33 protein-coding genes are annotated in these 26567 nt (G+C 51.6%); 8 read left to right on the forward strand and 25 right to left on the reverse strand.

The features are described from left to right. Positions 1–70: 70 nt before the first annotated feature. From BRW83_RS07620 to BRW83_RS07685, 14 genes are all read right to left on the reverse strand, one after another. Positions 71–3217, reverse strand: a complete 3147-nt coding sequence (locus tag BRW83_RS07620; RefSeq protein ID WP_005880340.1) for a TipJ family phage tail tip protein — start codon at positions 3215–3217, stop codon at positions 71–73. Then, positions 3214–3834 carry a tail assembly protein gene (locus tag BRW83_RS07625; protein WP_005880338.1) on the reverse strand — a complete coding sequence of 207 codons (621 nt, stop codon included), beginning with the start codon at positions 3832–3834 and terminating at the stop codon, positions 3214–3216. The genes BRW83_RS07620 and BRW83_RS07625 overlap by 4 nt, the downstream gene beginning before the upstream one ends. Before the next feature lie 79 nt (positions 3835–3913). Beyond that, positions 3914–4504, reverse strand: a complete 591-nt coding sequence (locus BRW83_RS07630; protein ID WP_005880336.1) for a tail assembly protein — start codon at positions 4502–4504, stop codon at positions 3914–3916. 25 nt (positions 4505–4529) lie between these two features. Further along, positions 4530–4661 (reverse strand): hypothetical protein, encoded by a 132-nt coding sequence (locus BRW83_RS12070; protein WP_257789308.1) that lies wholly within the window; start codon positions 4659–4661, stop codon positions 4530–4532. 5 nt (positions 4662–4666) lie between these two features. Further along, complete coding sequence (locus tag BRW83_RS07640) at positions 4667–5392, reverse strand: C40 family peptidase (RefSeq protein ID WP_005880334.1); 726 nt, start codon at positions 5390–5392, stop codon at positions 4667–4669. A gap of 1 nt (position 5393) precedes the next feature. After that, complete coding sequence (locus tag BRW83_RS07645; RefSeq protein WP_005880332.1) at positions 5394–6089, reverse strand: phage minor tail protein L; 696 nt, start codon at positions 6087–6089, stop codon at positions 5394–5396. Positions 6090–6091: 2 nt separating this feature from the next. After that, positions 6092–6427: a phage tail protein gene (locus tag BRW83_RS07650; RefSeq protein WP_005880330.1), complete on the reverse strand. Its 336-nt coding sequence runs from the start codon at positions 6425–6427 to the stop codon at positions 6092–6094. Further along, positions 6424–7560 carry a phage tail tape measure C-terminal domain-containing protein gene (locus BRW83_RS07655; protein WP_005880328.1) on the reverse strand — a complete coding sequence of 379 codons (1137 nt, stop codon included), beginning with the start codon at positions 7558–7560 and terminating at the stop codon, positions 6424–6426. Before BRW83_RS07655 ends, BRW83_RS07650 begins: the two co-directional genes overlap by 4 nt. A gap of 92 nt (positions 7561–7652) precedes the next feature. Beyond that, the gene (locus tag BRW83_RS07660) at positions 7653–7991 is read right to left on the reverse strand and encodes a phage tail assembly protein T (RefSeq protein ID WP_155811808.1); all 339 of its coding nucleotides are present in this window, start codon (positions 7989–7991) and stop codon (positions 7653–7655) included. Positions 7992–8008: 17 nt separating this feature from the next. After that, positions 8009–8362, reverse strand: a complete 354-nt coding sequence (locus BRW83_RS07665) for a hypothetical protein (RefSeq protein WP_005880323.1) — start codon at positions 8360–8362, stop codon at positions 8009–8011. Further along, entirely contained in the window at positions 8353–8769 is a 417-nt protein-coding gene (locus BRW83_RS07670) for a phage tail tube protein (protein ID WP_005880321.1), read from the reverse strand. Before BRW83_RS07670 ends, BRW83_RS07665 begins: the two co-directional genes overlap by 10 nt. Before the next feature lie 87 nt (positions 8770–8856). Next, on the reverse strand, positions 8857–9210 hold the full coding sequence (gene gp17 / locus BRW83_RS07675; RefSeq protein WP_005880319.1) for a tail completion protein gp17: 354 nt from the start codon (positions 9208–9210) through the stop codon (positions 8857–8859). Continuing rightward, positions 9207–9389: a hypothetical protein gene (locus tag BRW83_RS07680; RefSeq protein ID WP_005880317.1), complete on the reverse strand. Its 183-nt coding sequence runs from the start codon at positions 9387–9389 to the stop codon at positions 9207–9209. Before BRW83_RS07680 ends, gp17 begins: the two co-directional genes overlap by 4 nt. A gap of 442 nt (positions 9390–9831) precedes the next feature. Continuing rightward, positions 9832–10182, reverse strand: a complete 351-nt coding sequence (locus BRW83_RS07685; RefSeq protein WP_005880315.1) for a hypothetical protein — start codon at positions 10180–10182, stop codon at positions 9832–9834. 307 nt (positions 10183–10489) lie between these two features. Between BRW83_RS07685 and BRW83_RS07695 the strand changes: the two genes are divergently transcribed. Beyond that, positions 10490–10993 (forward strand): hypothetical protein, encoded by a 504-nt coding sequence (locus tag BRW83_RS07695; protein ID WP_005880313.1) that lies wholly within the window; start codon positions 10490–10492, stop codon positions 10991–10993. A gap of 10 nt (positions 10994–11003) precedes the next feature. On the opposite strand, the gene BRW83_RS07700 is transcribed toward BRW83_RS07695, so the two are convergent. From BRW83_RS07700 to BRW83_RS07715, 4 genes are all read right to left on the reverse strand, one after another. Beyond that, positions 11004–11675, reverse strand: a complete 672-nt coding sequence (locus tag BRW83_RS07700; RefSeq protein ID WP_036602783.1) for a class I SAM-dependent methyltransferase — start codon at positions 11673–11675, stop codon at positions 11004–11006. A gap of 64 nt (positions 11676–11739) precedes the next feature. Next, positions 11740–12372 (reverse strand): CatA-like O-acetyltransferase, encoded by a 633-nt coding sequence (locus BRW83_RS07705; RefSeq protein WP_005880309.1) that lies wholly within the window; start codon positions 12370–12372, stop codon positions 11740–11742. A 390-nt stretch (positions 12373–12762) separates the two neighbouring features. Then, positions 12763–13629: a LysR family transcriptional regulator gene (locus BRW83_RS07710; RefSeq protein WP_005880308.1), complete on the reverse strand. Its 867-nt coding sequence runs from the start codon at positions 13627–13629 to the stop codon at positions 12763–12765. Positions 13630–13914: 285 nt separating this feature from the next. Further along, positions 13915–14412 (reverse strand): cupin domain-containing protein, encoded by a 498-nt coding sequence (locus BRW83_RS07715; RefSeq protein ID WP_005880307.1) that lies wholly within the window; start codon positions 14410–14412, stop codon positions 13915–13917. Positions 14413–14672: 260 nt separating this feature from the next. On the opposite strand from BRW83_RS07715, the gene BRW83_RS07720 reads away from it, so the two are divergent. Both BRW83_RS07720 and BRW83_RS07725 read left to right on the forward strand, forming a co-directional pair. Beyond that, complete coding sequence (locus BRW83_RS07720) at positions 14673–16235, forward strand: TerC family protein (RefSeq protein WP_005880306.1); 1563 nt, start codon at positions 14673–14675, stop codon at positions 16233–16235. A 167-nt stretch (positions 16236–16402) separates the two neighbouring features. After that, on the forward strand, positions 16403–17797 hold the full coding sequence (locus BRW83_RS07725) for an alanine/glycine:cation symporter family protein (RefSeq protein ID WP_005880305.1): 1395 nt from the start codon (positions 16403–16405) through the stop codon (positions 17795–17797). 166 nt (positions 17798–17963) lie between these two features. On the opposite strand, the gene BRW83_RS07730 is transcribed toward BRW83_RS07725, so the two are convergent. Both BRW83_RS07730 and BRW83_RS07735 read right to left on the reverse strand, forming a co-directional pair. Further along, positions 17964–18380 carry a hypothetical protein gene (locus tag BRW83_RS07730; RefSeq protein WP_005880304.1) on the reverse strand — a complete coding sequence of 139 codons (417 nt, stop codon included), beginning with the start codon at positions 18378–18380 and terminating at the stop codon, positions 17964–17966. Positions 18381–18720: 340 nt separating this feature from the next. After that, positions 18721–19182: a GNAT family N-acetyltransferase gene (locus tag BRW83_RS07735; RefSeq protein ID WP_036602781.1), complete on the reverse strand. Its 462-nt coding sequence runs from the start codon at positions 19180–19182 to the stop codon at positions 18721–18723. Between the two features lie 170 nt (positions 19183–19352). Between BRW83_RS07735 and bla (BRW83_RS07740) the strand changes: the two genes are divergently transcribed. After that, positions 19353–20315, forward strand: a complete 963-nt coding sequence (gene bla, locus BRW83_RS07740; RefSeq protein ID WP_050757708.1) for a class A beta-lactamase — start codon at positions 19353–19355, stop codon at positions 20313–20315. A gap of 76 nt (positions 20316–20391) precedes the next feature. On the opposite strand, the gene BRW83_RS12075 is transcribed toward bla (BRW83_RS07740), so the two are convergent. Then, positions 20392–20517: a hypothetical protein gene (locus BRW83_RS12075; protein ID WP_257789309.1), complete on the reverse strand. Its 126-nt coding sequence runs from the start codon at positions 20515–20517 to the stop codon at positions 20392–20394. A gap of 81 nt (positions 20518–20598) precedes the next feature. Between BRW83_RS12075 and bla (BRW83_RS07745) the strand changes: the two genes are divergently transcribed. Next, positions 20599–21507 (forward strand): class A beta-lactamase, encoded by a 909-nt coding sequence (gene bla, locus BRW83_RS07745; RefSeq protein WP_005880300.1) that lies wholly within the window; start codon positions 20599–20601, stop codon positions 21505–21507. 134 nt (positions 21508–21641) lie between these two features. Beyond that, on the forward strand, positions 21642–22349 hold the full coding sequence (locus BRW83_RS07750) for a phage tail protein (protein ID WP_050757707.1): 708 nt from the start codon (positions 21642–21644) through the stop codon (positions 22347–22349). A 6-nt stretch (positions 22350–22355) separates the two neighbouring features. On the opposite strand, the gene BRW83_RS07755 is transcribed toward BRW83_RS07750, so the two are convergent. Next, positions 22356–23264 (reverse strand): DMT family transporter, encoded by a 909-nt coding sequence (locus tag BRW83_RS07755; protein WP_005880296.1) that lies wholly within the window; start codon positions 23262–23264, stop codon positions 22356–22358. Between the two features lie 298 nt (positions 23265–23562). Between BRW83_RS07755 and BRW83_RS07765 the strand changes: the two genes are divergently transcribed. Together BRW83_RS07765 and BRW83_RS07770 are read left to right on the forward strand one after the other, a co-directional pair. Further along, positions 23563–24033, forward strand: coding sequence for an Lrp/AsnC family transcriptional regulator (locus BRW83_RS07765; protein ID WP_005880295.1), 471 nt, complete (start codon positions 23563–23565; stop codon positions 24031–24033). Positions 24034–24127: 94 nt separating this feature from the next. Next, the gene (locus BRW83_RS07770; RefSeq protein ID WP_005880294.1) at positions 24128–24526 is read left to right on the forward strand and encodes a GNAT family N-acetyltransferase; all 399 of its coding nucleotides are present in this window, start codon (positions 24128–24130) and stop codon (positions 24524–24526) included. Positions 24527–24577: 51 nt separating this feature from the next. Here the strand turns inward: BRW83_RS07770 and BRW83_RS07775 are convergent, their stop codons facing one another. The 3 genes from BRW83_RS07775 to BRW83_RS07785 form a co-directional block, all read right to left on the reverse strand. Beyond that, complete coding sequence (locus BRW83_RS07775; protein WP_050757706.1) at positions 24578–25660, reverse strand: SEL1-like repeat protein; 1083 nt, start codon at positions 25658–25660, stop codon at positions 24578–24580. Between the two features lie 101 nt (positions 25661–25761). Further along, on the reverse strand, positions 25762–25941 hold the full coding sequence (locus BRW83_RS11885) for a hypothetical protein (RefSeq protein ID WP_036602777.1): 180 nt from the start codon (positions 25939–25941) through the stop codon (positions 25762–25764). Between the two features lie 4 nt (positions 25942–25945). Further along, positions 25946–26449 carry a hypothetical protein gene (locus BRW83_RS07785; protein ID WP_005880292.1) on the reverse strand — a complete coding sequence of 168 codons (504 nt, stop codon included), beginning with the start codon at positions 26447–26449 and terminating at the stop codon, positions 25946–25948. Positions 26450–26567: the final 118 nt, after the last annotated feature.

Below are 26567 nucleotides of genomic sequence, written 5' to 3' on the forward strand. Positions count from 1 at the left end.
TTGTTTTCTTCATGATTTTTTAATAAAAATGCCTCCCGAAGGAGGCATCCATATTTATTTTTATTAATAATCAATACCCTTGCGGCGTGGCATCGACAATACCCTTGACCCAGTTGCCGTCGACGTCCAGACAGGCGATCAATGGCCCGCGTTTCGGGTCCTTGTCGACCACCTTGACACTGATGGCCTCGCCGCCGTCGTCCTGAAGCGTGACTTGTACGTTTTCGATGACGTGGTATTTTTCACGGATCGGCAAACGGGTTCCCGTTTCCGCAATGGCGATGTCGTTCATCTGTTCCATGATGTCTGGTACGTCGATGATGACCTTGCAGGTATCGACAGTCGGCTGGGCATACCCTGCCCCGATATCGAGCCTGAACTGGTAAGGCATATATTGCGTCGTAACCTGTCCCGGCCATGGCATATATTCACCCGGGGACGGATAAAAGAGCGAATCGTCGTCGCCGTACATTTTTTCGACATCGTCGCCATACATCTTCGTGCCACCGTAACCGCGATAGGAAATCTTCATCAAGTCGCCCGTCATGGCGACGTCGAAGGTCATCGTACTGCCGACGACGGCCTCGTTCGGCGTGACGATAGTCGTTTCGTAAGACATGCCGGTGTAGTCTTCCTTGAAGAAATCGGAATGTTCGTCTTCGTTGAAGAAGTCCGCGGCTTCGTCCTCTTTGAAGAATTCGATGACATTGTTGACCTGAATCCTGCCATTGACCACTTCCGCCCCAACGATGACACCCGGATAGCCCTGTTCCTGAAAATCGATGGTCTCGATCACATTGCCCGCCAGCATGTCGCCGAACTGGGTTTCGATCACAGCCGGTTTGGCCGATTCATTGCCACTGGTATCGACGGCCTTGATCATGAGCGTGATCGGGCCTTGCGGGAATTTTTCCGGTGTGAACGGACACTGGGTCAGCACACCGCTATGCAAGGGGCTGGCGTCACTCCAGCTGCGGTTGTGGCCGTAATGGAAACGGATCATGTAACCGTCCACGTCCAGATCCTGCACCGGGCCCCATGACAGTGTATTGCCTTCGATAAGGAACCAGGGGACATTGGCGGGAACCAGTTTCAGGCCCATGATTTCCTTGGTGTACAAGGTCGGCTCGGACTGGAGGCCGGTCGAAGAAATGGCCGTGACGGAAAATTCGTAAACCGCTTCATCCAGACCGTAAATGTCGATGGATGGATCACGGGTATTCAGTGTCGTCCATGTACCGTTTTCCTTGCGGTAGGCAAATTCGAAACGATGGGCGTCGCTCGTCCAGGAAACGGTAGCCCGGATACCGAAGGAGCGGATGCCGACGACGTAAAGCGATTCGTTGACATCGATGTTAACTGGTGGTTTCGGTCTCAGTTCCTTGACGCTTTCCGGTTTCGGCGTGATGCGTACGGCATTGTCGATGTAATCGAATTTACCGGGTTCATACTGGACAGCGGAGATGTCATACGTCAGGCCGTCTTTTTCTGCAATCGAGATAATCCGGTACATCGGCGCGGCCAGATCGATGCTGTCGACTGACCAGACGGCATTTTCGACAGGAAGGGTCGACCAGTCGGCATTGACGGTGATACTGTCTTCCACGACTCTGACAACGGTACGTGTTTCCGTTTCACCGGTAGGCAAAATAACCGTCAGTTTGTCGCCGACCGTAACGGTCGGTGCCTTGTCGAGAACAACGACACGGCCTGAAGCCGATTTGATGCGGCCGGCATTGCGGCGTCCCATGCGGTGAGGGTCGGCGACACGGACAATCTGTCCCGGCAAGGCAATGGCGCCGTCAAGACCGACGGAAAAACTGATCGTTCCGGTTTCCAGTCGTGAGGTGACAAGTGCCCAGTGTCCCCGGCGCTGCGCCTCGCCCTGTGACGTACAGCCGAATGCCGTGATTTCAAGCTGCTGGACACCATAGCGTTTGATCCCTTCGTCATCGGAGACATATTCGACTTTGGCCCGATAAAAATCGGCCGGATCGTTCCAGCTGACGAGTGCGACGGTATAGCGCGTTTTGCGACTGGTACCGATACGGGTGAATTTTCCGTCGATCACGTTGGCTGCCGTGTAGGTATAGACCGGTTCGACAGGCATGTCTGCCGATGCCGTAATGTTGCTGCCTGCCCAGTAAGTTATACCCCTGAAAATAGAGGCGATGTCCTGCAGGACGGCGTAGGCTTCTTTACGGGACTGGATGTAGACGTTGCAGGTAAAACGGGGTTCATAGCCGCCCTTGCCGTCCGGCACCATCTGGTCGGCGTATCGGGCAATCCGGTAAAGCGACCATTTGTCGATCTGTATATCCGAGACGAGATGGCCAAGGCCGTACCGGTCATTCAAGACCAGATCGTAAAAAACCCATGCCGGATTGTTGCTCCATGCCGGTTTGAACGTCCCGTCCCAGTCACCGTCATAAGTCCGCTTTTCCGGGTCGTAATTGGAAGGGACCTTGACGATTTTCAGGTACATGTCGTAAGCGCGCACCGGGATGCTCTGGAACTGTGACGCATCGACCTGAACGCCGACGATGGCACTCATCGGATAGCGCAGTTTGGCGTCGATCACCTCCGTATAGGAAATGACAGACGTTCTGTCCGAGGTGGTCTGGCTGTTAGCGTTGGCCGTCAGGCGCCGTACCCGGACAGACCAGCCACTGCTTGCTTTCGGCAACTCGATACGGTGAGTCCGTTCATATTTGCTGGTCGTTTTGCCGTCAAAGGCCGTTTTCAGCACTTCGACAAAACTGCCCTGATCCGTCGAGATGTCGATGGCATACTCCACACGGTAGCCGTTGATGTCGCCATTGGAGGTATTGGCTTTTGAAAGACCGTCTGCAGAAAGGCGAACCCGGACAGCGGACAATTGCAGATTGTTGATGGCGTGAATCCAGGGTTGTTTTGAAGTCAGTTCGACGCCGACTCCGATTTCATTTTCAACCGCAGGAAAACCGGAAATATGTTCCTGATCCTGCGTTCCGGCCCGAAAGTCGACCGAGACGCCCTTGAAATTCAGGGAACCATCCGGGTTGGCCAGTGGCGTCTCGTCCAGATAAATGGACTGAAGGCCGTTGGCCAACCCTTTGATTTCGCCTTCAGCGACGAGATCCAGAACCCGTGCATACGCGGTACTGTGCAGGTTGTCTGTCTGTTCGACAGGCGTATGAGAACTGCCCCCGCCTTTTTTGTAACCGATAATATTCATTTTTGATCCATTGCGTAAATGCCGGCAGAGATGACTGCCGAACCGACTATCATTCGTCCGTACCCTACCGGAACCGGATTTCCCTGTGCCGTGGTATTGACAGCCCCGTTGAATGCGTAAGACGCGCCGTTTTCAACGTTGTCTCTCGTCGAGAGGCCTTTCATTTGTGGCGAAAGCAGTTGCAAGACACCTCCCATCATCATCGACATCCCCATCATGGCGGTCACGCCGATCCAGCTTTTCGCCTTGAGCGCTTCCGACAGGCTGCCGAGGGAGGTAAAGGAACCTTGCGCCCACATGGCGAAAACCATCAGTGCGGCACCGAGAATGATCTGGAATATGCCGCCCTTGGAGGCGCCCTGCAAAACCGGAGCGATCCGGATGTCATCCTTGCCGGCCGGATCGGCCAGTTCTTCCTGACTAATGTTCTTTTTTCCCAGAAAAACGGCGTAATCGACGCCTCTGTCCCGGCTCGTCATCAGCTCGCGCTCGAAACCGGGTCTGGTCATGCACAGGGCCCGGACGGCTTCGGCGGCACTGGCGACGGCCAGACGGTGAATCCGGCCGAACCGCGTGCCCAGTTTTCCGTATAAACGTATTGTTTTTAATGGTGTCATTTTTCACCCGTAAAAAAACCCGCGTTTCGCGGGTATGTTGTGCGATTGCAGGCGATGCCTGCATGCAGGAATGAATTGTTCAAAGCCGGTCGGCACTGTAAATCCCTGCCGAGATGACGGCAGAACCGATAATCATGCGCCCATATCCCAACGGGACCGGATTGCCTTGTGCCGTGGTATTGACGGGGCCGTTAAAAGTGTAGGAAGCGCCGTTTTTCGGTCTGTCTCTGGCTGAAAGTCCTTTTGGCGTCAGCATTTCGGTAATGCCTGCCATCGCCAGTGACATACCAAGACCTTTTGCCGCCACGGCAAGAACTTCACCCCATACGCCCCATGTCGCCGGGATGTAAAATGAAACCACGACTAGTACCACGCCGAGGATGATTTTGAAAATGGAGCCGAAACCCGCCCCCTGCAATACCGGAGCGATCCGGATTTCACGTTCTTCAGCCTCTTCGGTCAGTTGCTCTTCTTTCAGATTCTTCTTGCCCAGAAAAACGGCATAGCCAATCCCCCTGTCCCGGCTGGTCATCAATTCCCGCTCAAAACCGGGCCGCAATGCACACAATGCACGGACGGCTTCTGCCGCACTGTTAACGGCGAGCCGGTGAAGACGGCCGAATTTCGTGCCGAGCTTGCCGTACAACCTTATTGTTTTTAATGAAGTCATCGTTCACCCATAAAAAAAGCCCGCTTCAGGCGGGCTGTTGATCCTGATGCCACAAAAACAGAACAGCCCCCGTTTTCCCCATGCGCGTTGAAAACCGGTTTGTACGAATGGCGCCATATCCTGCCTTTACGGCAAAATCCCCTGCGATTACCGACATGGATTTCACTGTTCATCGCCATAACGCACCACTGCCCGGGTGACATCTTTCCAGTAACCACCGTACACATCCCTGCTGGACAATCTTCCGTAAAGATGGTGCAACATCATGCCTTCACCCAGATAAATGGCGGCATGATTGGCTTCATACGCCCTGACCTGCATGAGAATGACATCGCCCTCTTCCAGTTCACCATGAACTGGATAAAAACCGGCATCGGCATAATGTTTCATATACAGGTCCTCACCGCGTTCCCACCAGCCTTCCGTCCGGTCGAAATTTTTCAGGACAATACCCCGTTCGCGGGCATACCAGTCGCGGATGAGCTGATAGCAGTCGTTGACTCCGTGCGAAAACTCCCGTCCTACAAGAGGCGCCTCGTAGCCACATGGCTCAAAACTGACAATATCGTCAGCAATCGGCTTGCCCTCTTCATCCGACACATGGACGATATGCCATGTCAGGCCACTGGCCTCGCATGCCGTTTTGTCGGCTTCGCTTGGGATAGCCGGGACGTTCGGATGGGAATGAACGACAGCAAGAATTTCTCCTTTTTCTTCTGCATTGGCATAGTCCTGGCAAGAGAGAATGAACTGTTCGTCATTGCCTGCCATATTGCGACAGGGAAGGTATTTTTCCCTGCCGCGTATGATACAAAGCAGACCGCACGCTTCTTTCGGAAATTCTTTCTCTGCATGTTTGCGAATGGCATCGATCGTTTGTGGCGTCATGTCAGGTCCTGATGAGGTCCGCCGCCGGAAAACTGCCGAACGGCAAGGGATTATGCTCGCCGAAACGGCATTTGCAGGACGTCAGCCTGCCTCCGCACTGATCCAGCTTCGGATCGGTGACCGGCTTGTCGTTTTTGTCGAAACAGGCCTCTCCGGTATAGCCGCAATAAGCTCCGCGATACCCGCCACTGGAAAGCCACCAGCAAACATTGGCGACAATTTGCCTGCGAGGCAGTTTGACGCCGTTAAAATCCAGTGCACTGGACAATTCAAACTGGATGACATCATTGCTTTCGGCCTTTTTCTGTTCGATGTACCACAGCTCGCTCGGAAAGGCCTCATTCGGATCGGCGGTCGGATTACCATCCGGGAAGTTTTTTGCATCCAGATATTTACCCAACGTCGTATGGCGGAACAGTTTCGCACCGACCAGATCGTCGAAATAAACGCACAAGGCGGAAATGGAACCATCCACATTACCCAGAGTAAGAACAGGTGCGGGCTGCTGTGCTTCCCCCGTTCTGGCAAACCCTTCCGCCTGAATCGGCCAGGCTGAATACTCCTTGCCCTGCCACCAGATTTCTCCTGTCTGGTACCCGTGAAACCGGAAATAATCCCCGCCGATTCCACTGGCATCCAGTTCGAACAATTGCACTTTTTCACCGGGTTCCAAACCCTGAATATCTGCTGTAATCATAATCAGAATGCCTGTTCAAAAACGGTCGATAACGTATAAATGTCGCCACCGAGCGGGGTTAGGGTGATATCGAAAGAACGGAACATGCCTTTTTCGCCCATAGGAGGTGTCCAGTAAAACGCCTGATAACCGGCATGACGGTCGAGAAAATCCTTGATCGGCTTGATCTCGTCTTTCGTTCCGGTAAACGACACAGGCCAGGATTCGATCTGGTTATTGATCCCGTCAGCGGCAACCTGCTGGTAACCGTCGCCGAACTGGGCCGATTGGACACGGTATTTTTTGGATCCGTTACTGCCTACCAGCGGCGTCCATGTGAAAGTTTCTTTTACGCTCATGCCACACCCATTCTCATATTCCAGATCAGGCCGCCCTGACGCATTTCGCGCGCAATGACTGCCTTGGTCTGATCGTTAATCATATCGGCCAGCTGACGCTGCGAGCTGCCGCCGCCATCGCTTTTCTGGTTCGATGTGCCATCACTGGCAACTGAAATGCTGGTATTGATGTTGATGCCGCCACCGGATGCACCCCCATTATTGGCAAGGCCACGAATGACGTCGGCATATTGGGCAGGCAACACCATTTCTTTTTCGTGAAGCCGGGTAACCGGATTGACACCTGATGGAACATCGAAACCGCCAGCTGCCCTGAAGCCCGGCCCACTGCCATTTGGATTAAACCCCAAACCGGATCCACCTGTTCCGCCAACATTCAAATTCAATTTCTGGTCAACAAGCCTTTCACCTGCCGGAATAGAACCCGAATCCCCCAAACCGCCAATGAATGAAGAAACCGTCCCCAAAAGAAACTGCGCCAGCCCGGCAATGGCCGCCTTTGCCTGAATTTTCATAATGTCAGAAATGATGGATTTGGCCAGATCGCTGAAATTCAGCTTGCCCGTCGTCACGAATTTGACCAATGCATCAGATGAACTTTTCAGCGCAACGGACATGGAATCGTAAATCCGCTTGTTGGCATCCTCGGCGGTACCACCAAAATCCTTAATCGCCTGTTCCATGATCTCAACGGTGGATTTGTCTTTCAGACTGTCTGCATTTTCCTTCTTATTTGCCTTGGCCTTGTCATCCTTTCCAGCTGCGCCTGCCCCGGTGCCAGCCCCTTGTGCCTGACCGGCAGCGCCGCTGTCTTTCTTCTTTTCCTCAAGCCCCAGCACCTTCAACAGAGCGCTGCCGATTCCGTCAGCCAGTTTTTTGGACAGGCTGGAAATGACATTATCCAGTAGCCCGCTTTTTGCAGAATCGCCCTTTTTGGCATCGGCGCCCGCATCGGATTTGCCCGCTGCCGCACCCTGTTTGTCTTTCGCCAGTGACTGTTTTACCAGTTGCTGCATTGCCTTCGAATCGGCAACCAGTTTCTGGAGAGACGCTTCCATCTTGATCACGCACTGGCGCACGTCGATCATGCCGGTCTCCATCTTTTGCATGTACTGGTCAGATGATATTGACATATGTTTTTCCTCCCAAACCCGCCAAAAGCGTGTTTGATCAACTGTTATTCATGAATAATGAAATGCCCCTTTCTTGTGAAAAGGGGCATTCATCACTCGGGTTGGCAACCGAATACGGCTGCCTTGATCAGCCGTGTTTGCGCATCCGGTTCGTCAAGCAGGATAGGCCCCGGTTCAACGGGTTTTTGCCGGTTCGTTTCCATCCACGGAATGAAATCCGCGGGTAAGTAAGGTTCCGGTCTTGCCTCGGTATTCCTGTTGATATTCGCCAGAGTCGCCACGGCTATGCCATGCCTCATATCGGCTACTGTCTCGCCCCACGGCTCGAGCCCGTAGTAAGCCATCCAGTAACAGAATTCATGGCTGTCGATTTCCTGTTTGGCACGTTTGACCGACATGCCCAGGGAAAGCGCGAGCCGGAACCACATCATGAGCTCCGGTCGCGCCTTCAGTTTTTTGCGGCTTCCTCCTGTGCTCCATCAGACATGCCATTTACACGAAGTGCAATTTGGGCAAGTCTGTCCAGAACCGTCGCGGATTTGGCACGCAAGACTTCGACGTCGTCAATGGTAAAAAGGCGTTTGCCTTCTTCATCGACCAACGTCAGTGCCAGCAAGGGAGCTTCGAATTTTCCAACCAAAGAAGTTTCTGCCCCCTCGATGGCGGCGCGGAAATCGTCGCGTTCTGCGCCAGTCATGGCGCGGATGCAGACGTGCCCGCCCCATTCCTCGACCTGGACCACTTCGGAATAAGTGTCCTTTGCGCCGAGAATTGCCTCTCTGTCAAGAAGCGTTACGCCCATGTGATGTCTCCCGTTACGCGGGTTTCGACGGAACCTTTCAGTACGGCGTCAATGCCACCGGTAATCGGGGTGGATTTGACCAGTACGGAGAAAGTCGCTGCATCGCCGTTTGGCAGGGTCAGTTTCAGCTGCGTGACCTTGCCTGCCTTGCGTGCCGCTTCCAGAGCGATTTGACCGGCATCGGCACGGTCAATGTGCATGTCGAAAGAGAATTTGCCGTGGTCTTGCAAACCCAGACGGAATTCTTTTGCCGTGCTGTCCAGATCGGTCACGTCGATTTCAGATGCTGCACCGTCAAAACCGGTGAAAGAAATGATGTTTTTGATTTTGGTCCATGTCGCCTCGCCGGAAGCGGCGGTATTGATTTCGATAGAGGAACCTTGTGCGGAAATTGCGGTACTTGCCATATATATATCTCCTGAAAATAAAAAAGCCACCCAAAAAAGAAAGCGGGCGGCAACTGATGAATCACCTTGTTTTCGATTTTGTCCGGATTACGGGTGCCAGACAGAAATTTCGCAAACAACGTGATGCAAACCTGTTTCAACTTCATAAAGGTCTTTTTCCTGCCTGACCTTGTTTTGTCTTTCCCATTCACGAAGCTTCATCCGGACGTCATGCGCCAGATTGACCGCTTCGGTATAAGTCGCTGCACAGGCATCGACCTGCAAAACGGTATTGAAGAGTTGAATAACCTCTTCCGAATCCATATCCAGAGTCGCCGGTACACTCGAGGCCCGGAAATACGTCAAATACGGTTTTTCGGCTTCGGCAGGGGCGACATTCGGATAAACCCGATTGTCGCAACTGGCCCCGACCAGTGTTTCAAATTCACTTTGTAAACTCATTTTTTTTCATCCATACGGTCTGGCTTGTAAAAAGCCGGGTTGAGATTTTTTCGTCTTGCTTTCAGTCGATGCCTCTGCAAGCGGTAACGCTCGTAAAACGCATCGTCTTTTTTCCATATCCGGTTAAAAACCGCTTCTTTTTCGTCCCGGTCTTCACCCGGGAGCCGTGGTTCGGACATAGCTAACCCTCAAAACAAAAGCCCCGCCAATCGGCAGGGCCATCGATCCGTCATATAAAGACAGTCGTTTTTTCATAAAGATGTGGTGGTTGACCGCGCAAAACCGCTCTGGTCCAACGACAGGAACAACAATACAGGAGGTTTTTGGCATAAAAAAAGCCCCGCATAAGCGAGGCCTGTTTTCAGAGCGGTTCTGTCAGTTACCTGTCGTCTTCACCCATGCCAGGAAAAGGAACATTTGCGAAAGCTACAGGCGAGCGGAACCACCACATTCATTATTTTAATGATATTTTTTCTTCTGTCAGCTATGTCACGCACTTTTTTCATATTATTTTCAAAAATAAAAAACGGACGGTTTTGCCGTCCGTTTCACTTCGAATCATATAACGCTTCATTTCAGGGACAATCAGCCGATTCGAATCCAATTGATAATATTTTATTGTTAAATCAGATATTTTGCCTTTAACTTGGGAAGTATTGCGGCAACAGCCATTTTGTAGCTGACGCCACGACACCCGTTTCTCCATTCCCTTGCGGCTCCACGACGCTTGCGCATTTCCAGCCCGATTGCCAGACTGTATTCCGGCGGAAGACTGTTAACGCAAAAATCGATCGCTTCCATCGTATTGCGATGAAAAGATTCTTCCATGATGTCGGAATCACCTTCCCACCCTCCTGCGCTTTTGGCTTCCCTGCAATACGGTGCAAGATGCGGCATATCCAGATCGGGCCTCCATTGTCTCGACCAGTCATACCAGTCCCGCAAAAGTTCATCAGCCAGTTCAATTTCCATCCTTCTCCTTAACCCTTTTTACCAGTCATCGATTTAGCTGTTTACGGACGAGCGGCGTTTTAATTCCATGTGTGACTCATGTATCACTGCGCTTTCAAAAGCCATAAACGGCTCAGTCCGTACACCAATATTAACCCTGTTTTCAACATCGGCCGGATATTTATGGCAGATTTATTGCCATTGTGTGAATTGACAGAAGAACGAAAATACGCTTCTAAAAGATGTTTTTCATTTTGTAAAAACGTTTTTTCAACCGCTTTGGCAATGACATAATGAAGAGGTGAACCAGACTGAAAAGGGATAGACAATGAACGAATTTTCGGATGCGCTGATCGATACTGGAAAAAAAGGCAAAATCCCGAAAGAATATGACTGGTTCGGCTTTCTGATCGGCGAATGGGATATTCTTTACAGTGACAATCACGGTACCGGACGTGAAAGGCAAGTCAAAGGCGAATGGATTTTTTCATGGGTTCTGGATGGAACCGCCATTCAGGACGTTTTCATCTGTCCGTCACGCGCCGAAAGGCAAATCCATCCCCAGCCGGACGCGACATGGGGAACGACACTCAGGATTTTCAATCCCGGAACAAAAGCCTGGGATATTTTTTACGGCGCAACCGGTGAAGCCGAACGGCTCGAAGCGAAAAAGGAAGGCGACGACATTGTCCTGACCGAAACAGCCGAAGGCAAAATGAAATGGATCTTTTCCGATATCCGGGACAATTATTTTCTCTGGGAAAACCGGCTCTTCAACGAAGACGGTTCCAGCCTGCTGCAATGCCGGATCGTTGGCACCCGACGGAAATAACGGCGAATCTTTACTTGATAGCGTAAAAACCGGCCTGCATGACAGATAGCCAGAACGGTTCCGCTATCCTGAACCCGGCTTGTTTCAGGTTTTCCAGATGGGCATGCAAAGTGATCGGAAAATAGTTCTTTCCATATCGTGACAGGTAGGTGTTGATTTCATTCTCAGTCTTTCCATGTTCACGCTGGTATCGCGCCCAGCGCTTCATGACGATCTTTTTGCCCTCTTCTGTCAGCGGCGCGGTATTCTCAAAGAAAATGTAAATGCCATCAGCCTTCAGGGCACGATAAACGTTTTGCGTTGCCTTCACGCGTTCGTCTTCCCTGAAATAATGATGCGACTGGATGGCTGTGATAACGTCGAAACGGTTTTCGAAACCGATGCCTTCCGTGCCGATAACCCGATACTCCTTCACCCTTTTTTCGCCGGACAGCTTCCGTTTCGCCAGACCGACCATCTCTTCGGAAGGATCGCACAGCGTGAATTGCGCCTGCGGAAACATCGTCAAAGCCATTTCCGCCATTGTCCCGGTACCACACCCGCAGTCGAGCCACTGGAATGCATCCAGCCCCAGCGCGGCAACGAGATCAAGCGTCTGCCGGTAAAAAAACGAATAATACGGGACCGTCCGTTCGATATTATTATCGTAATCGGCAGCGGCGTAAGGAGAAGTATTGCCCATAAAAAACTTTCTGTCTTGTACTGTCAATGTCTCGCCGGCAAGCCGGACTTATCAGACGTGTGAATCAGATATTCTGTGCACTCCTGCCCATCGCCTCGAAAAACAGGCTGTGCCGGTAGCCATCCACAAAACCATGGTGGGAATGGATATCGACAGGCATTGTCGCCCGACCATCGGAGGATTCATATTTCCCGAGCGTCATCCGGACAATGGAATCATACCGGCTTCCAAGAGAAACCGGATGCGTCATTCCCGTAAAAGCGAGCCAGGGAACGATAGAAATGAAAAACACGTCGCGTTCATATCCTCGGTAAAAATACGGCTCGGGCAAAGCCAGCGTTTTGGCTTCTTCCTGCCTGCGAGCCTCTTCAAACGCCACATAATCAGTCTGAAACGGCACACGAACCGCCGTGATGGCCCTGTCTTCCCGCATCGCCAGACAAACCGTATCGATTTTATCGTACAACACGATATCGCCCCCCTCCAGCACCCGATACCTGAAGGCTTCGACTTCGTTCAAGGCTTTTGAAACGGCGAACAGGCAGACACTTGAAAAAGAAACATCCATCTTTTTTGCCTTCTCCAGCAAAGCCGTTGCATCATACCGTGTTGTCACTGAAAAGAACGGGCATTCCATGGCAGAAAACTGCGCAAACATTTCCCTGCCTTCCCAGTTTTCAGGATCTATTTTCTTCATTTCCTTTCTCCGGATACGTTTAAAACATATCCGATCTTACTCCGGAATCGGTAATTTATAGCGCATTTATGTTATTTGACGAGGTATTCATCAGGCTCATGCCGGAACCGTTTTCCCGAGTGAAACAACCCATATTGCCCAAAAAAAAGGCAGCACTCATGCGTACCGCATGAATGCAGGCTCTTCACAGTGTTCTCCACCACCTTGTCCACAGCTTTCGTGCATAAACAGGATAACTTTTCTCACGGGTAATAAAGCATCAATCAGCGGATTTTTTTGACTGCCATATCAAAAGAATCAGTCAAAAAGGCAAAAATCACCGTCCCATGAAAAATTCCTGAATACGGTTTGTTTTTTTGGTGAACAAGTGGCAAAACCCACTGGAAAAGCCTATCTGTACTTTAAATAATCCAGAAACCGCCTGACAGCGACGGAAGCCGTTTTCGACTCCCTCAGCGCAAGGCTGATATGGCGGCAGGCGGGAACGTCCAGCTCTTTCGTGACGATCCGGTAAGGGATGCGTTTCAAAATCAGTTCCGGCAAAATACTGACCCCGAGGCCGCTTTCCACCATCGACATGATGGCGTAGTCATCCCAGAGGGTATAACGTACTTTCGGAGTCAATTGGCTTTGCCGGAAAATTTCCGATACGTCGTCGTTGGCCCCCTTTTCCAGCAAAATGAACGGCTCTTTGCACAGGGCAGCGACCGGAACGCGTTCATACTCTGCCAGAGGATGGTTTTCCGGGAGCACCGCCAGAAAACGGTCCTGTTCGAGAAAAACCGTTTCGAAATCCGGATGGGTCGGCAAAAGGACAAACCCGCAGTCCACACGCCCCTCCTCGATCCAGCCTTCGATTTCGGCATAATCGCCGGGCAGAAGTTCATACTCGATATTCGGATAATCCGTCTGGAAAGCACGGATGATGTTCGGCAGCCAGTGCGTCGCCACACTGGAAAACGTGCCGATACGGATCAGGCCGGATTGCAGGCCGTTCAGCTCGTCCACTTCCATCTGCAATTTCCGGTATTCTTCACAAACGCTTTTCGCGAAAGGCAACAGTTTCAGGCCTTCAGACGTCAGCCTGACTCCGGCGCGCTTGCGCTCCAGAAGCGTCACTTTCCATTCGCTTTCCAGATCGCTGATCATGCGGCTGATCCCCGACTGGGAATAAAACAGCACTTCGGCGGCTTTCGTAAAGCTGCCGTATTCCACGGCCTTGATGAAAGCCTGATACTTCTGAATGTTCTTGTCCACTAATTTCTACCGCTTATATCCGATATCGTTATGGAATACATGGTAAACATTTGATTTTGTAATTTCAACTACACGGACGACTCCGGTCTGGAGACTGCACGCGCTGTGCCAGACTGGACAGGGACGGGATCGAAACAGGACAGGTACGGGCTTCATGCCGGAAAATGGAGGATGACCGGCTATTTCCGGAAACGGCGATTATTCAAGGGGTCACCCCTGAAATGGACCCATGCATGAAATCAGGAGCATACTTTTCAAATCAGGAGAGGCAAATCCGCTTTTACGTCACATCCCGAATTCATTGATACACGCCCATGCTTTCGGATAAGCGGATTTTAGCGATTCTCGCTTTCCCATTTCAAAATCGGCGAAATCGAAGCCGGGCGCGACAGTACACCCGACGAATGAAAAATCCGTTTCCGCACAAGGCGTCGCACCGAACCAGACGCCTGCGGGAACGACGTATTGAAGAGTTTGTCCCGCGGCGATATCCTGTCCGAGGATAATTTTATCCGTTTTCCCGTCCGGATGGATCATGGCCAGCCGCAGGGGTCCGCCCAGATAAAAATGCCATATCTCATCGGAACGGATGCGGTGAAGACGGGAATACTGTCCTTGTTCAAGCAAAAAATAGATGGCAGTCGAAAAATGGCGGCTGCCGGTGAATGGCTCAGGCAAACCCGATGGCGGGATGATGCCATCGCTTCGATAACTTTCCCGGTAATACCCTCCCTCGGGATGTGCCACCAGTCCAAACCGTTCAATCAGCGTTTGTGCTTTCATTTTTCCCTTCCATCATCATCCAGACATTTTTCCAGGCTATTCTGGCATTCATGAAAGCATTCAACAAGACACAAAAAATCCGTTTTCATGAGCAAATCGAAAACAAAAGTAAAGATAAATGAAATTGGCAGAATTTTATTGATTTTAAGCGCAAATCAAGCGAACATAGCCATTAATTTGACAAAAAAACAAATTCATCTGTTCACGGTCCCCGATTTTTTGCGATAATACAGATTGTTATATTGATCCCGTAAATATCTATGGAATGGTTATTTGATCCGGCTATCTGGATCGGTTTGCTGACCCTGGTCGTCCTTGAAGTCGTCCTTGGCATTGATAACCTTGTCTTTATCGCCATCCTGGCTGATAAGCTTCCCCCGAAAGAAAGAAACCGTGCCCGTCTGACCGGCCTGATTCTGGCCATGGTCATGCGTCTGGGCATGCTCTCGCTTTTATCGTGGATGGTGACGCTGACACGCCCCCTTTTCACCATCTATAACGTATCCCTTTCCGGAAGGGATTTGATCCTGTTGGTCGGCGGTGTCTTTCTGCTGTTCAAGGCCACAATGGAATTGCATGAACGGCTCGAAGGGCGCCCGCACCATCAGGACGAATCGAGAATATTCCCGAGTTTCTGGGTCGTCGTGACCCAGATCGTTATTCTGGACGCCATCTTCTCGCTGGACTCCGTCATTACCGCCGTCGGTATCGTCAGCCACTTGCCGGTCATGATGGCAGCCGTCGTCATTGCCGTGCTCATCATGGTATGGGCGTCGCGTCCGCTGACCGAATTCGTGAGCAAACACCCGACCGTCGTCGTGCTCTGCCTGTCATTTTTGCTGATGATCGGCCTCTCGCTGATCGCGGAAAGTGTCGGCTTCCATATTCCGAAGGGATACCTCTACGCCTGTATCGGCTTCTCGATTTTGATCGAGATGTTCAACCAGATCGCGCAACACAATTTCATGAAACATATGGCGCAAATCCCCTTGCGCGACCGGACTGCCGACGCCGTTTTGCGCCTTCTCGGCGGAAAATCGCGTACCGAACCGCGCGAACTGGAACCGGAAGAAAAAACCGTCATTAACGAAGAGCCTGTCTTTGGCGAAGAAGAACGCAATATGGTCACCGGCGTTCTGACGCTTGGCGAACGCTCGATCCGTTCCATCATGACTCCACGAAACGACGTTTCATGGGTCGATCTGGACGAGACGGCCGACAGCATACAGGAACAGTTGCGCAACACGCCCCACAGTTTCTTCCCCGTCTGTCGCGGCAAACTGGATAACGTTCTTGGCGTTGCCCGTGCACAGGACCTGATGGACGACCTGCATACCTACGGAAAAATCAATGCCGAATACAGCCTGCGCGAGGCCATTGTCATGCCCGAGTCCGCTGGCGTCTTGCAGGCCATGGACATTTTCAAGACATCCCGCGGACAGATCGCGCTCGTGGCCGATGAATACGGCACAATCGAAGGCCTTTTGACGCCTATCGACATCCTTGAAGCCATTGCAGGCGAATTCCCCGATGAAGACGAACAGCCTTCCGTGCTGGAACTGGAAGACGGCGTCTGGGAAATCGAGGGAGCGACAGACCTTTATACGGCCGAGCAGGTATTGGGAACCGACGGCCTCGTCGATGACGACCAGGAATACTCTTCCATCAACGGCTTTTTGCTGGAACGCTTCGGAACGGTTCCGCACGTCGGTCAGTCGTTTGAATATAACGGCTACCGTTTTGAAGTCACCGAAATGGATGGACGCCGCATCGTGAAAGTACGCGTGACGCGTGTTGAAAAACCGCATGCGGAAGACGAATAAAGCCGGACTCCTCCCTGATGTCCGACATCGTTCTTTTCCGACGTCCTTATAACTGTTGTGTCGCAAAAAAGGCGGAAACCGCTCATTTTTGGCATAAAAGGTCATTTCCATCCGGCAAGCTTGTTACAATGGCAAGCATTTATTTATCCGGACAGAATTGACCCATCATGGAAAACATAACGGAGTTTATCAGGCAATTAAACGGCATCGTCAGCGGCCCGATCCTGTTGCCTCTTCTTGCCGGAGCCGGTCTGTTTCTGACGATCGGCTTGCGCCTGACAACCCTGCGCCGGATTCCCTATGCCTTCCGAATGCTTTGGGACGGCCGGAAAAAAACCGACCAGACCGGCGACATTTCTCCTTTCAATGCCCTGATGACCGCCATGTCCGCCACAGTCGGAACGGGCAATATCGCCGGTGTGGCAACCGCCATCTTTTTCGGGGGCCCCGGCGCCCTCTTCTGGATGTGGCTCGTCGCCTTGCTGGGAATGGGAACCGCTTTTGCGGAGGCGTCGCTCGCCGTCAGGTTCCGCGAAAAAGACGCGCTCGGCAACATGATCGGTGGCCCGATGTACTATATCCGCAAGGGACTCGGTGAAAAATGGAAATGGCTGGCCTTTTCATTCGCTCTCTTCGGGATGACCGCCGGTTTCGGCATCGGCAATACCGTCCAGTCCAATTCCGTTGCCGATGCCCTGAATCACAGCTTCGGCATCCATCCTGTCATAACAGGCATCGTGACAGCCATCCTTGTCGGCCTCGTTTTACTGGGCGGTATCCGGCGTATAGGCGACGTAGCCGGAAAACTGGTCCCGATCATGGCAACCGCCTACATTGCCTCGGGACTGGTGATTCTGGGCTTGTACTGGCAGGAAATTCCCTCTGCCATAATGACTATCGTCGAAAGCGCTTTTACGCCTGTTTCCGCCGCAGGAGGATTCGCGGGCGCTACCGTATGGGGTGCAATCCGCTTCGGGATCGCACGCGGTATTTTTTCCAACGAGGCGGGAATGGGAAGCTCGCCGATCGCCCACGCGACGGCTACGACCGACAGCCCGGCCCGTCAGGGAACGATTGCCATGCTCGGCGTCTTTCTCGATACGATAGTGATCTGTTCCATGACCGGGCTCGTCATCGTCGTGACCGGAGCATGGCAAAGCGGCAAGAACGGTGCCGCGATGTCGGCAGTCGCCTTTGAATCGGCGCTCCCGCAATTCGGACAATACGTCGTTTCCATCGGTCTGGTGCTCTTCGCCTTCACGACTTTGATCGGCTGGAGCTTTTACAGTGAAAAATGCACGCAATACCTCTTCGGTGTCAAAGCCATCAAACCTTTCCGGCTGATCTGGGTGCTTCTGATCCCTGTCGGCACCTTGCCGAATATCGAACTGGGCAGCCTGTGGCTCGTCGCCGATACCCTGAATGCCCTGATGGCTATCCCGAATCTGATCGGACTCTTTTTGCTGTCTCCGGTCGTATTCAAAATTGCCCACTACTGGAAGAAAGTGGATGCCACCAAAAAAGAAGAAAAATTCAAAAAAGAAGCCGAACCCATCCAGTAGCATCCCCTTAGCCATTCATCTTCCGGCATTCCTTTAAACCTGCCTGACTGGCAACCAAAAAAAATGGCAGCCCCAAAAAAAGCCGGCGAATGTTCGCCGGCTTCCAATCGCTGAAATCGCAAGCGAACTTCAGCGAGAGAACAACAGAAAAGAATCTTCCCGGGGGTTATCGGCGACGGTCATATGTCGGATTGACATGCTGCCCTTTCGGCACGACTTGCCCGTTGAAATACTGCTGCGGGTTATTTCTCGGGTTGCCACTGTCCATAAACTTCTGGATACCCTGTTCCAGATGTCGCAGCATTTTTTCCGACTCGATCTGGGCACGGTCAGCTCCCTGCTGGGGATTACCTTCTGCCGGAGCGGGCGTTCCCTTGTCGAAATAACCGAACGGATTCGATCTGGAACCCTGAGGCTCCGGTGCCTGATAATCACGCATGGCATCATTGAAATCGGCATCCATTTTGTTTTTTTGTTGCTCGCCTTTAAACCAGTCGTAAAAAGCACTGCCTGCCTGGGTAACCCCTTTGGTTGCCTTCGGATTGGCAAGCCCTGCCAGAAAACCTTCGAAAAATGCACTCATTTAAACTCCTTTCATTACCTTTGGACGCATCAGGCGTCCTGTACTCGTAAACAGACATCGTCGTCATACCCTGTCGGCATGATCCATCGGGAAAACGCTTTTTCCGGAAACCGGTTTGTTTCGCAAAAAAACATTTCCACATAACGATATCCATCTATACTTATACGCCTGTTTCAGACCATCTCCGGACATTTGTGGCACATTTGTGCATTTTTTGATTAAAAAACAGGCAAATCAGGATATAAAACGCGCAAAAAAAACATCATGCAGACCTTTTTGTGTCTGATCGATATTTTTGATTGCTTATCCGGGTTTCAGATACCTTGCCAGAAACAGACCTTCAGTCTTTTCTGAACGAATACCCCATTATGCCGTTGTCGGCGGAAAAGGCCTGTCGTTCGAAAAACGGGACGGATTTTTCACCCGGCAGGACGAAAAGCGTTTCAAAGGAGTGGGTTCTCGCCCAATCCTGAACCGTATCCATCAATCCGGCGGCGATTTCCCGATTGCGCAAAGCAGGCAAGGTAAAGACGTTTGCGACATAACCGATGCGCAAACGCTCTTCTGAAAGGGATGGCATTTTTTCCAGCATACCGATATAAACAACTGAAACGATTCGCCCGGCCTCTTCGGCAACCCAGCAGATGTAATCCACCCCCATACACGCTTTCAGAAAAGCGTGAAAACGCCTTGTGAACGCATTCTCGTCAAACTCCGGAGAATCATTCTCTTCAGAAGCATAAGTCCAGTACAAATGGGCCAGTTGCCCGTAATCGGCTGGCGAGGCTATCCGGTATTGCATGATTGGCTCCATAAAAATGTAAAAATATGATTCATTCGGTCATAAGCCGGGCCGTAAGAAGGTAAAATCCGTTTTTTACAGACTGGGCTTTCATCTTGGGGAAATCAGGATGACACCCCGGTTCATTACTGCCACCCCGAACAAGTATAAAGAATAAACGCGAGCGTCCAATGAAAAAATTCCTTGCTTTATCCCTGTCTACCTTGCTGGCATCATTCACCCTCGTCACGGCTTCGTGTCTTGCCAGCCCACTCCAGGAAAACATTGACGCCATCGTTAAAGACAAACCGGCACAAATCGGTGTCGTCATCGAAGGTTTCGACCCGCACCAGCACGCCGGGTTCAATGAAAACACGCGCTTTCCCATGCAAAGCGTCTTCAAGTTCCCCGTCGCGCTGGCTGTCCTCGATCAGGTCGACAAAGGCAAAATCAACCTCGACGAAACACTTCTTTTAAAGCCGTCTGACCTCTTGCCCAACACCCACAGCCCGTTAAGGGAAAAATACCCGGAGGCAAACGCAGCCGTTTCCATCGGTGAGATCATAAATGAAACCGTTTCCAATTCCGACAATAACGGCTGTGACATCCTGCTGCGTCTGGTCGGTGGCCCACAGGCAGTCGACCAATACATTAAAAACCTCGGCATTGCCGATATGCAAATCGCCGTCAACGAGCAGGAAATGCATACCGTAAAAGATGCCCAGCACAAAAACTGGACAACCCCGGCCGCCATGACCCAATTGCTCCGGCTCTTTCATGACGGCAAGCTGTTGAAGCCCGACAGCCAGAAATTCTTGTGGACCGCCATGCGCGATTCGGTAACGGCTCCGGGACGTTTGCGCTCGCCACTGCCGGCCGGAACGCACCTGATCCACAAAACCGGCACCAGCGATTATTCGCCCCAAGACGGCTCCACCGTCAATGACGTCGGTATCATTCTCCTGCCGGATGGCAATCCCGTTTTCATCAGTGTCCTGATATCCGGCTCCAAAATGTCGATGATGGATACCGAAAAAATCATCGCATCCGTCTCAGGTGTGGCATGGGATCATTTTTCACAGGAAAAACCGGGGCTTTCGATCAGAAAAACCGGCAAACAGTTAAGGGAGCTGATCGGCTTTGAAAACCAGTAAGCCAACCGGCAAAGCCGTCGGCCACCGCTGAAAACCTCATCGAAACCGCCTTTCAGGCGTATCCTTCCCTTATTGCTCACGTCGTCAATGCCTTTTTCGCATTGACGACAGTCAAGCCCTCTTCATTCCGGTTTGATTCCTGTTTACTCCCGCCGGATTCCCGTTTGCCCCTCCCTTTCATCCGGACTACAATTTTCTCCATACGCCAGCATCCGGGCCGGACAACAATGTCCTGCCTTACCCGTTCTGTTTCGGTAAAACGGCTTTTCAGCAGACAAATGACATGAAAAAAACGTTCATTCTTCTCTTTTCCGGTTTCATGGCGTTTTCGTCAATCTGTGTGGCACAGACCTTGCAGGAACAGGTCAACGCCATCGTTGCATCCCACCATGCCAAAATCGGCATCGTCATCGAAAACGCCGACGGGAGCGAACAGGCGCACTATCATTCCGGCGATTTTTTCCCGATGCAAAGCGTTTTCAAATTCCCGATCGCACTGGCTGTGCTCGACAAGGTGGACAAAGGCGAACTCCGTTTCAACCAGCGTATCTTCCTGAAAAAATCCGACCTGCGTCCCAATACATGGAGCCCCCTGCGAGAGAAGTACAAAAACGGGAACGTGTATGTCTCCCTGAAAGAAATCCTGCGCACGACGATGAAAGACAGTGACAACAACGGCTGCGACATCCTGCTAAAACTGGCCGGTGGCCCCGGGGCTGTGACCGCTTACCTTCGGGAAAAAGGCATAAAAGACATGACGGTGGCCACAACCGAGAGAACCATGCACGGCGACTGGAATATACAGGCAAAAAACCGCGCGACCCCCGAAGCGACCAATCGCCTGCTGAAACTGTTTTATGAAAAGAAACTCCTGAAACCCGACACGCAGGCCTTTTTGTGGGCCGCCATGCGCGATTCGATGGTCTCCCCTGAACGGCTCAGAAACGGCCTTCCCCCGAAAACACCTTTAATCCACAAGACAGGCACCTCAATGGCCTTTTACAAAAAACAGGGCAATACCGTCAACGACATCGGCATTGTCGTCCTGCCCGACGGCAAGCCGCTTTTCATCAGCGTCCTCGTCTCCCACGGCAAGGAACCCAAAGCGAAGACCGAAAAAATGATCGCCCGTCTCTCGAAAACAGCATGGGAACACTTTTCGTCCGACAATCCCGCCATCGCCAGCCGTTGACGATTTACCTCACTCCCTGAAAAAAAACGGTGCACCAGCTGACCGATGTTTTTTGCCTTGTTACACTCGCCCCATCAAGACCACAAAAGGTCTATCAAACACCTAAAGGCAAAACACATTTTTCAGGGAAAACCATGAGCAAGACAAGCGAAACCAACTGGATCGAGAGCGGCAAAAAACCGAGAACCTTCAGCGAAATGCGGGAAGCGTTCAGCCAGATACGCGGCATGATGAGCGACTGGCGGAAAAAACAGGAAATGTTCGACAATACCCCTGACGAGGATCTTGAAACACGCGTCGCCAACCTGTCCGCTCTGGTGGAAAAAATGAAAGCGTCGGCCATGTGCCGGTCTCCACTGCAGGACGACATAGAAATGACGTATCTTCTGGAAGCGATCCATAAATACATGGCCGTTCCAGCCGGAACAGTCGTTTATTTCTGCTCGCACAAGGCGCCGTATGGCTACCTGAAGGCAGACGGTTCCGCCGTTGGCCGTGAAGAATACAAGGAACTTTTTGCTGCCATCGGCGTATATTTCGGCTCGGGTGACGGTGTGTCCACCTTCAATCTGCCCGACCTGCGCGGCGAATTCATCCGTTCACTGGACAATGGCCGGGGCGTCGATGCCGGGCGTGAACTGGGTAACGTCCAGATGGATGAATTCAAAAGCCATTACCACGGCTTTCTTGACCGTCCGAACATGCGACTGGAAAGCGGCGTCTATACCTGGACACCTCAGGTCATGGAAGTGGCCGAACAGGATTCCATCTCGACCACCCGCGCAGGCGGATCGGAAACGCGCCCGCGCAATATCGCCCTGCTGGCCTGCATCAAAATCTGAAAAAACTCAGGCTTTTTGGACCTGTTTTTTCACGGCTGTCCGTCTTTCCGCCAGATAGACGCCCGTCAGGATGAGCGCGCAGCCGCCGAGCGTCATCACGGTAATGGGTTCATCCAGCATCAGCCATGAGGTCAGCATGGCGACCAGCGGAACGATGTAAATGTAATTCGTGGCGTGAATCGCACCGAGTTCCTTCACGGCGACGTTCCACATGATGAAGCACAGCATCGACGCGATGAAAGAGAGGAAAAGCAGGTTCATCCATACCGCCGGCTGAACCAGAATCGCCGTATCCCAGTGCACCGGGTCGAAAGCCATGAATGGCACAACGGTAAGCACCCCGTAAAAAAACACCTTGCGCGTGATAAACAGCGTCGGATAACGCGTGTCGAGGCGCTTTAAAATCAGGCAGTAAAACGCCCATGACAAGGCGGCGACAGCTGTCAGCAAGTCACCGGCCGGAGACAGTTTCAAGACGAAATGCCCGTTGAAAACGACCAGTCCGACACCAAAGAGCGCCATGATCGACCCGATAATCAGGCTTTTTCTCAACTTTTCATTCCGGTAAAACAGCACGACCAGAAAAGCCGTCAGAAGCGGGGAAATACACACGATCAGCGAGACATTCGACGCCAAAGTCAGACCCAAAGCCGTATTTTCCGTCACGAAATAGAGCGCCCCGCCGCAAAAACCGGCCCCGACCATCCACAACTCGTCTTTAATGCTATCCGCGAACAGGCGTTTGGGCGCCAGAAAACAGATACACACATACGCCAGCACAAACCGGTAAACGAAAATATCCACCGGTGACAAACCGTGCTGGATCAGCACCTTCGTCGAAACGAACGTCGTCCCCCAGATGGAAACCGTCACGAGTGCCATCAGGTGATACCAGATTGTGTGTTTGGAAGTCATAAGAAATTCGAAAAAAACCGGATACCTTCCGGCAAGCCCTTTCGCCAGCGCTCATGCCAGACGAAAGAAAGGATTTTAACCGATCTGCCTGACGGGCCCGACAACCAGGGCTTCAGGGCCCCCGTTTCCTGACTGACGCCCGTAAAAAAACAGGACAGATTTCAGTTTTATTATAGAGATTGACGAATAAAACGCCATAGATGGAATGAAAATAAGGAAAAAATCCTGCCATTCGCGGTTATACTGGCCATATTCTTTACCAAACCTGAAAAACCGCCAGAGAACAGGAAAAAACACCATGACCCCGCTGGACAAGACCGACCTGAAAATACTGGAAGCCCTGCAAAACGACGCCAAAATCAATGCCAAGACCCTCGCTGCCGATTTGCACCTGTCCAAAACCCCGATATACGAACGCATCAAACGGCTGGAAGAAGAAGGCGTCATCAAGCAATACGTGGCACTGGTCGATCCGGAAAAAATCGGGCTGCCTCTCGTCGTCTTCTGCAACGTCACCCTCTCCACCCACGACAATGAACACATCCGGCAATTCCATGAAGCCATCGCCGACATCGACGAAATCATGGAATGTTATTCCATCGGCGGAATCCACGACTTCTTTTTGAAAGTCGTCGTGAAAGACCTGAAAGCCTATGACCGCTTCGTCTTTGAAAAACTCACGAAAATCAAGGGCATCTCGAAAATGCAAAGTTCGTTCGTCCTGAGCGAAATGAAGCACACGACTGCCTTCAAACCGGCTTTGGGCTGAAAACGGCATGTCACGGACAGAAAACCGTTTTACTTCCTTGTGGCGTTGGTGGAAAATAGCCGGTCATTAGCGTTATCCCGATACTGACACGATCATGCCCATCCAATACTTTGCCAACCGTGAAATCACCGCTGAACAGGCCATTGCGCTCTACAGGAAAACCAGCCTTGGCGAAAGACGGCCGATAGACAGCCCGGAAACCTTCGAACAGATGTTAAAACACGCCAACCTGATCGTCACGGCATGGGATGAAAACAGACTGGTCGGCATTTCCCGGACATTGACCGACTTCGTATACGTCGCCTACCTTTCCGACCTTGCCGTCGATGAAAGCTACCAGAAACAGGGAATCGGAAAGCAGCTCATCAAAGAGACCCAGGCCAACATCGGGCCCAAATGCAAAATCGTTCTGATCGCTGCACCGAAGGCCACCGGATACTATGGCCCCATCGGCTTCGAAAAACACCCGAGCGCCTGGACACTCGGCAAGTAACAGACATACCAACAGTTGCCCTGCCAGCTTGCTGCATCAGGTAACACAAGCTTAAAAAACGGACTGGAGTTCTTTCAGTTTTTTAATCGCATTCACGTTCCCCAGAGCCGCCGCCCTTTTATAGAGGGCGAGCGCCTTGTCCATATCGCGCTGCCCCTGATAACCCAGCTCGTACAAAAAGCCGAGACCATAAAGCAGATCCGGGTCTTTCGTCGAAAAAAGAGAATCGAACCAGTCTTTTATCCGTTCATGCGTGCGTTCCGGCTCAGGCCACTCTCCCATCTCAGTGAAAAAACGCCTGAACACCGCCCCGACACCGCGCGAACCCGTCTGGTTTTCCAGTTTCGCCGCCCAGCTTCGCGCTTCATCCAGACGGACTGGCTCGTTGCCCAGATAATATAAAACCAGTGAAGTCTGGGCATCAACACTGCCCTGCTGCGCCGCCTTTTCAAACCACCTGACCGCCTCGGCAGGATCAGCCTTCACCCCATTGCCGGTCAGATACGACGAACCGGCAAGGAACTGCGCGCGTATGTCGCCATCGGCCGCCAGCTTCATCAGCCATTTGAACGCCTCCTGCCTGTCCTGCCTGACACCGGTTCCTTCATTGAACATCTCATACAGCTTCCACATGGCATTCACATGTCCCTCATCGGCCGCCCTTTCAAAAAGGTCATGCGCCTGATGAAAGTCTTTCTCCCCGCCGATCCCTTTCAAATAAGCGATCCCGAGATAATAAAGCGCCTCCGGATCGTCCGACAAGGCCGCCTGATTGAACCAGAAACGCGCTTCATGCACATTCCTCGCCACCCCGGTACCCTTGTAATACATCATCCCCAGACGCTTCTGTGCCTTCACCTCACCCCGTTTGGCCGCCTGCATGCAATACTGGAAAGCCAGCCGATCGTTTTCCTTGACCCCCTTTCCATCCTCATACATCTTGCACAAACCGAGCAAGGCATGCGAATCGCCCCGTTTTGCCTCCTGTTTGTAAACAGACAGGGCATTTTCATAATCCCCTCTGGAATAAAAAACATCCCCCTTGCTCTTGTTTTCCTCACCGTTCTTCTCACAGCCCGATAAGGAAAACAAGAGAAAAAGGATAATCGAAAGAGATAATGATTTTTTCAGCATGTAAAACGATATTCTTTTATAAAAACGGATAAACAGGATAAGCCATAAAAAATATGACGGGATACTAAAAACATAAAAACGATTAATCCATTTTATTGCCCTTAAAAAGACCATTCAAAAAAACGAACAGCATCAGTCTTTTCAAAACGAACCGTCATAAACAAATAATGTAGCACCTCTGCAAAAAAATTCCAGTCATTTCCCGACATCACACCATGCTCCATCCGTCCCGTTCCGGTTTTGGTGGGGAATATCCAAAAATACACTGAAACGACAGTCATGTGGCTACCCCTGGCCGCTTCCTTTATACGCGAACAACTCCACCACATTCTTCGCCAGCCGCCCCACTCCCGCCGTCAGCATGGCCTTGATCGCCCCGAAGATCGCCGCCGCATCCGATTCCATCCTCGCGTGTTTCGTTCCTGGCGAAAACCTTGCCTGATGGTCTGTACGCCCCGCTTTTCTCATCTCACGGTACGCTCCGTTTTTCCACATGTCTTCTTCGCTCTTTTTCATGACTTCATCCATGTGTTCGTCGTATCGCTTTCCTTTCCCGTTCAAGGCGCCCAGTGTCAGTTCTCCCACTATTCCTAATGGCCCCATGTTTTTGATGATCCATGCAGTTCCCAGCAGGGCCATGATGTCCTGTGCGCCTTTTCCGGCTACCTTCACCCCCAGATAACCCGGGTTGGTCAGGCTGGCTTGATCGAAGTCTTTGCTTCTCGCGTCTTCGTGCTTTTTGCTCTCATCCCTGAACTGCTGACGGAACCGGTACAGGCCATATTCCATCGGATCGAATTCGTATTCGATTTTCGTCTCCGGATCGGTATAGCGGGGCTTTAAAATTCATTTATAAAATTCAAGAATTAATAAAAAAAGTCCTCTCTGGATAGAGAGGACTTATAAT

Source organism: Oxalobacter formigenes, assembly GCF_002127965.1.
Taxonomy (GTDB): Bacteria; Pseudomonadota; Gammaproteobacteria; order Burkholderiales; family Burkholderiaceae_D; genus Oxalobacter; species Oxalobacter formigenes.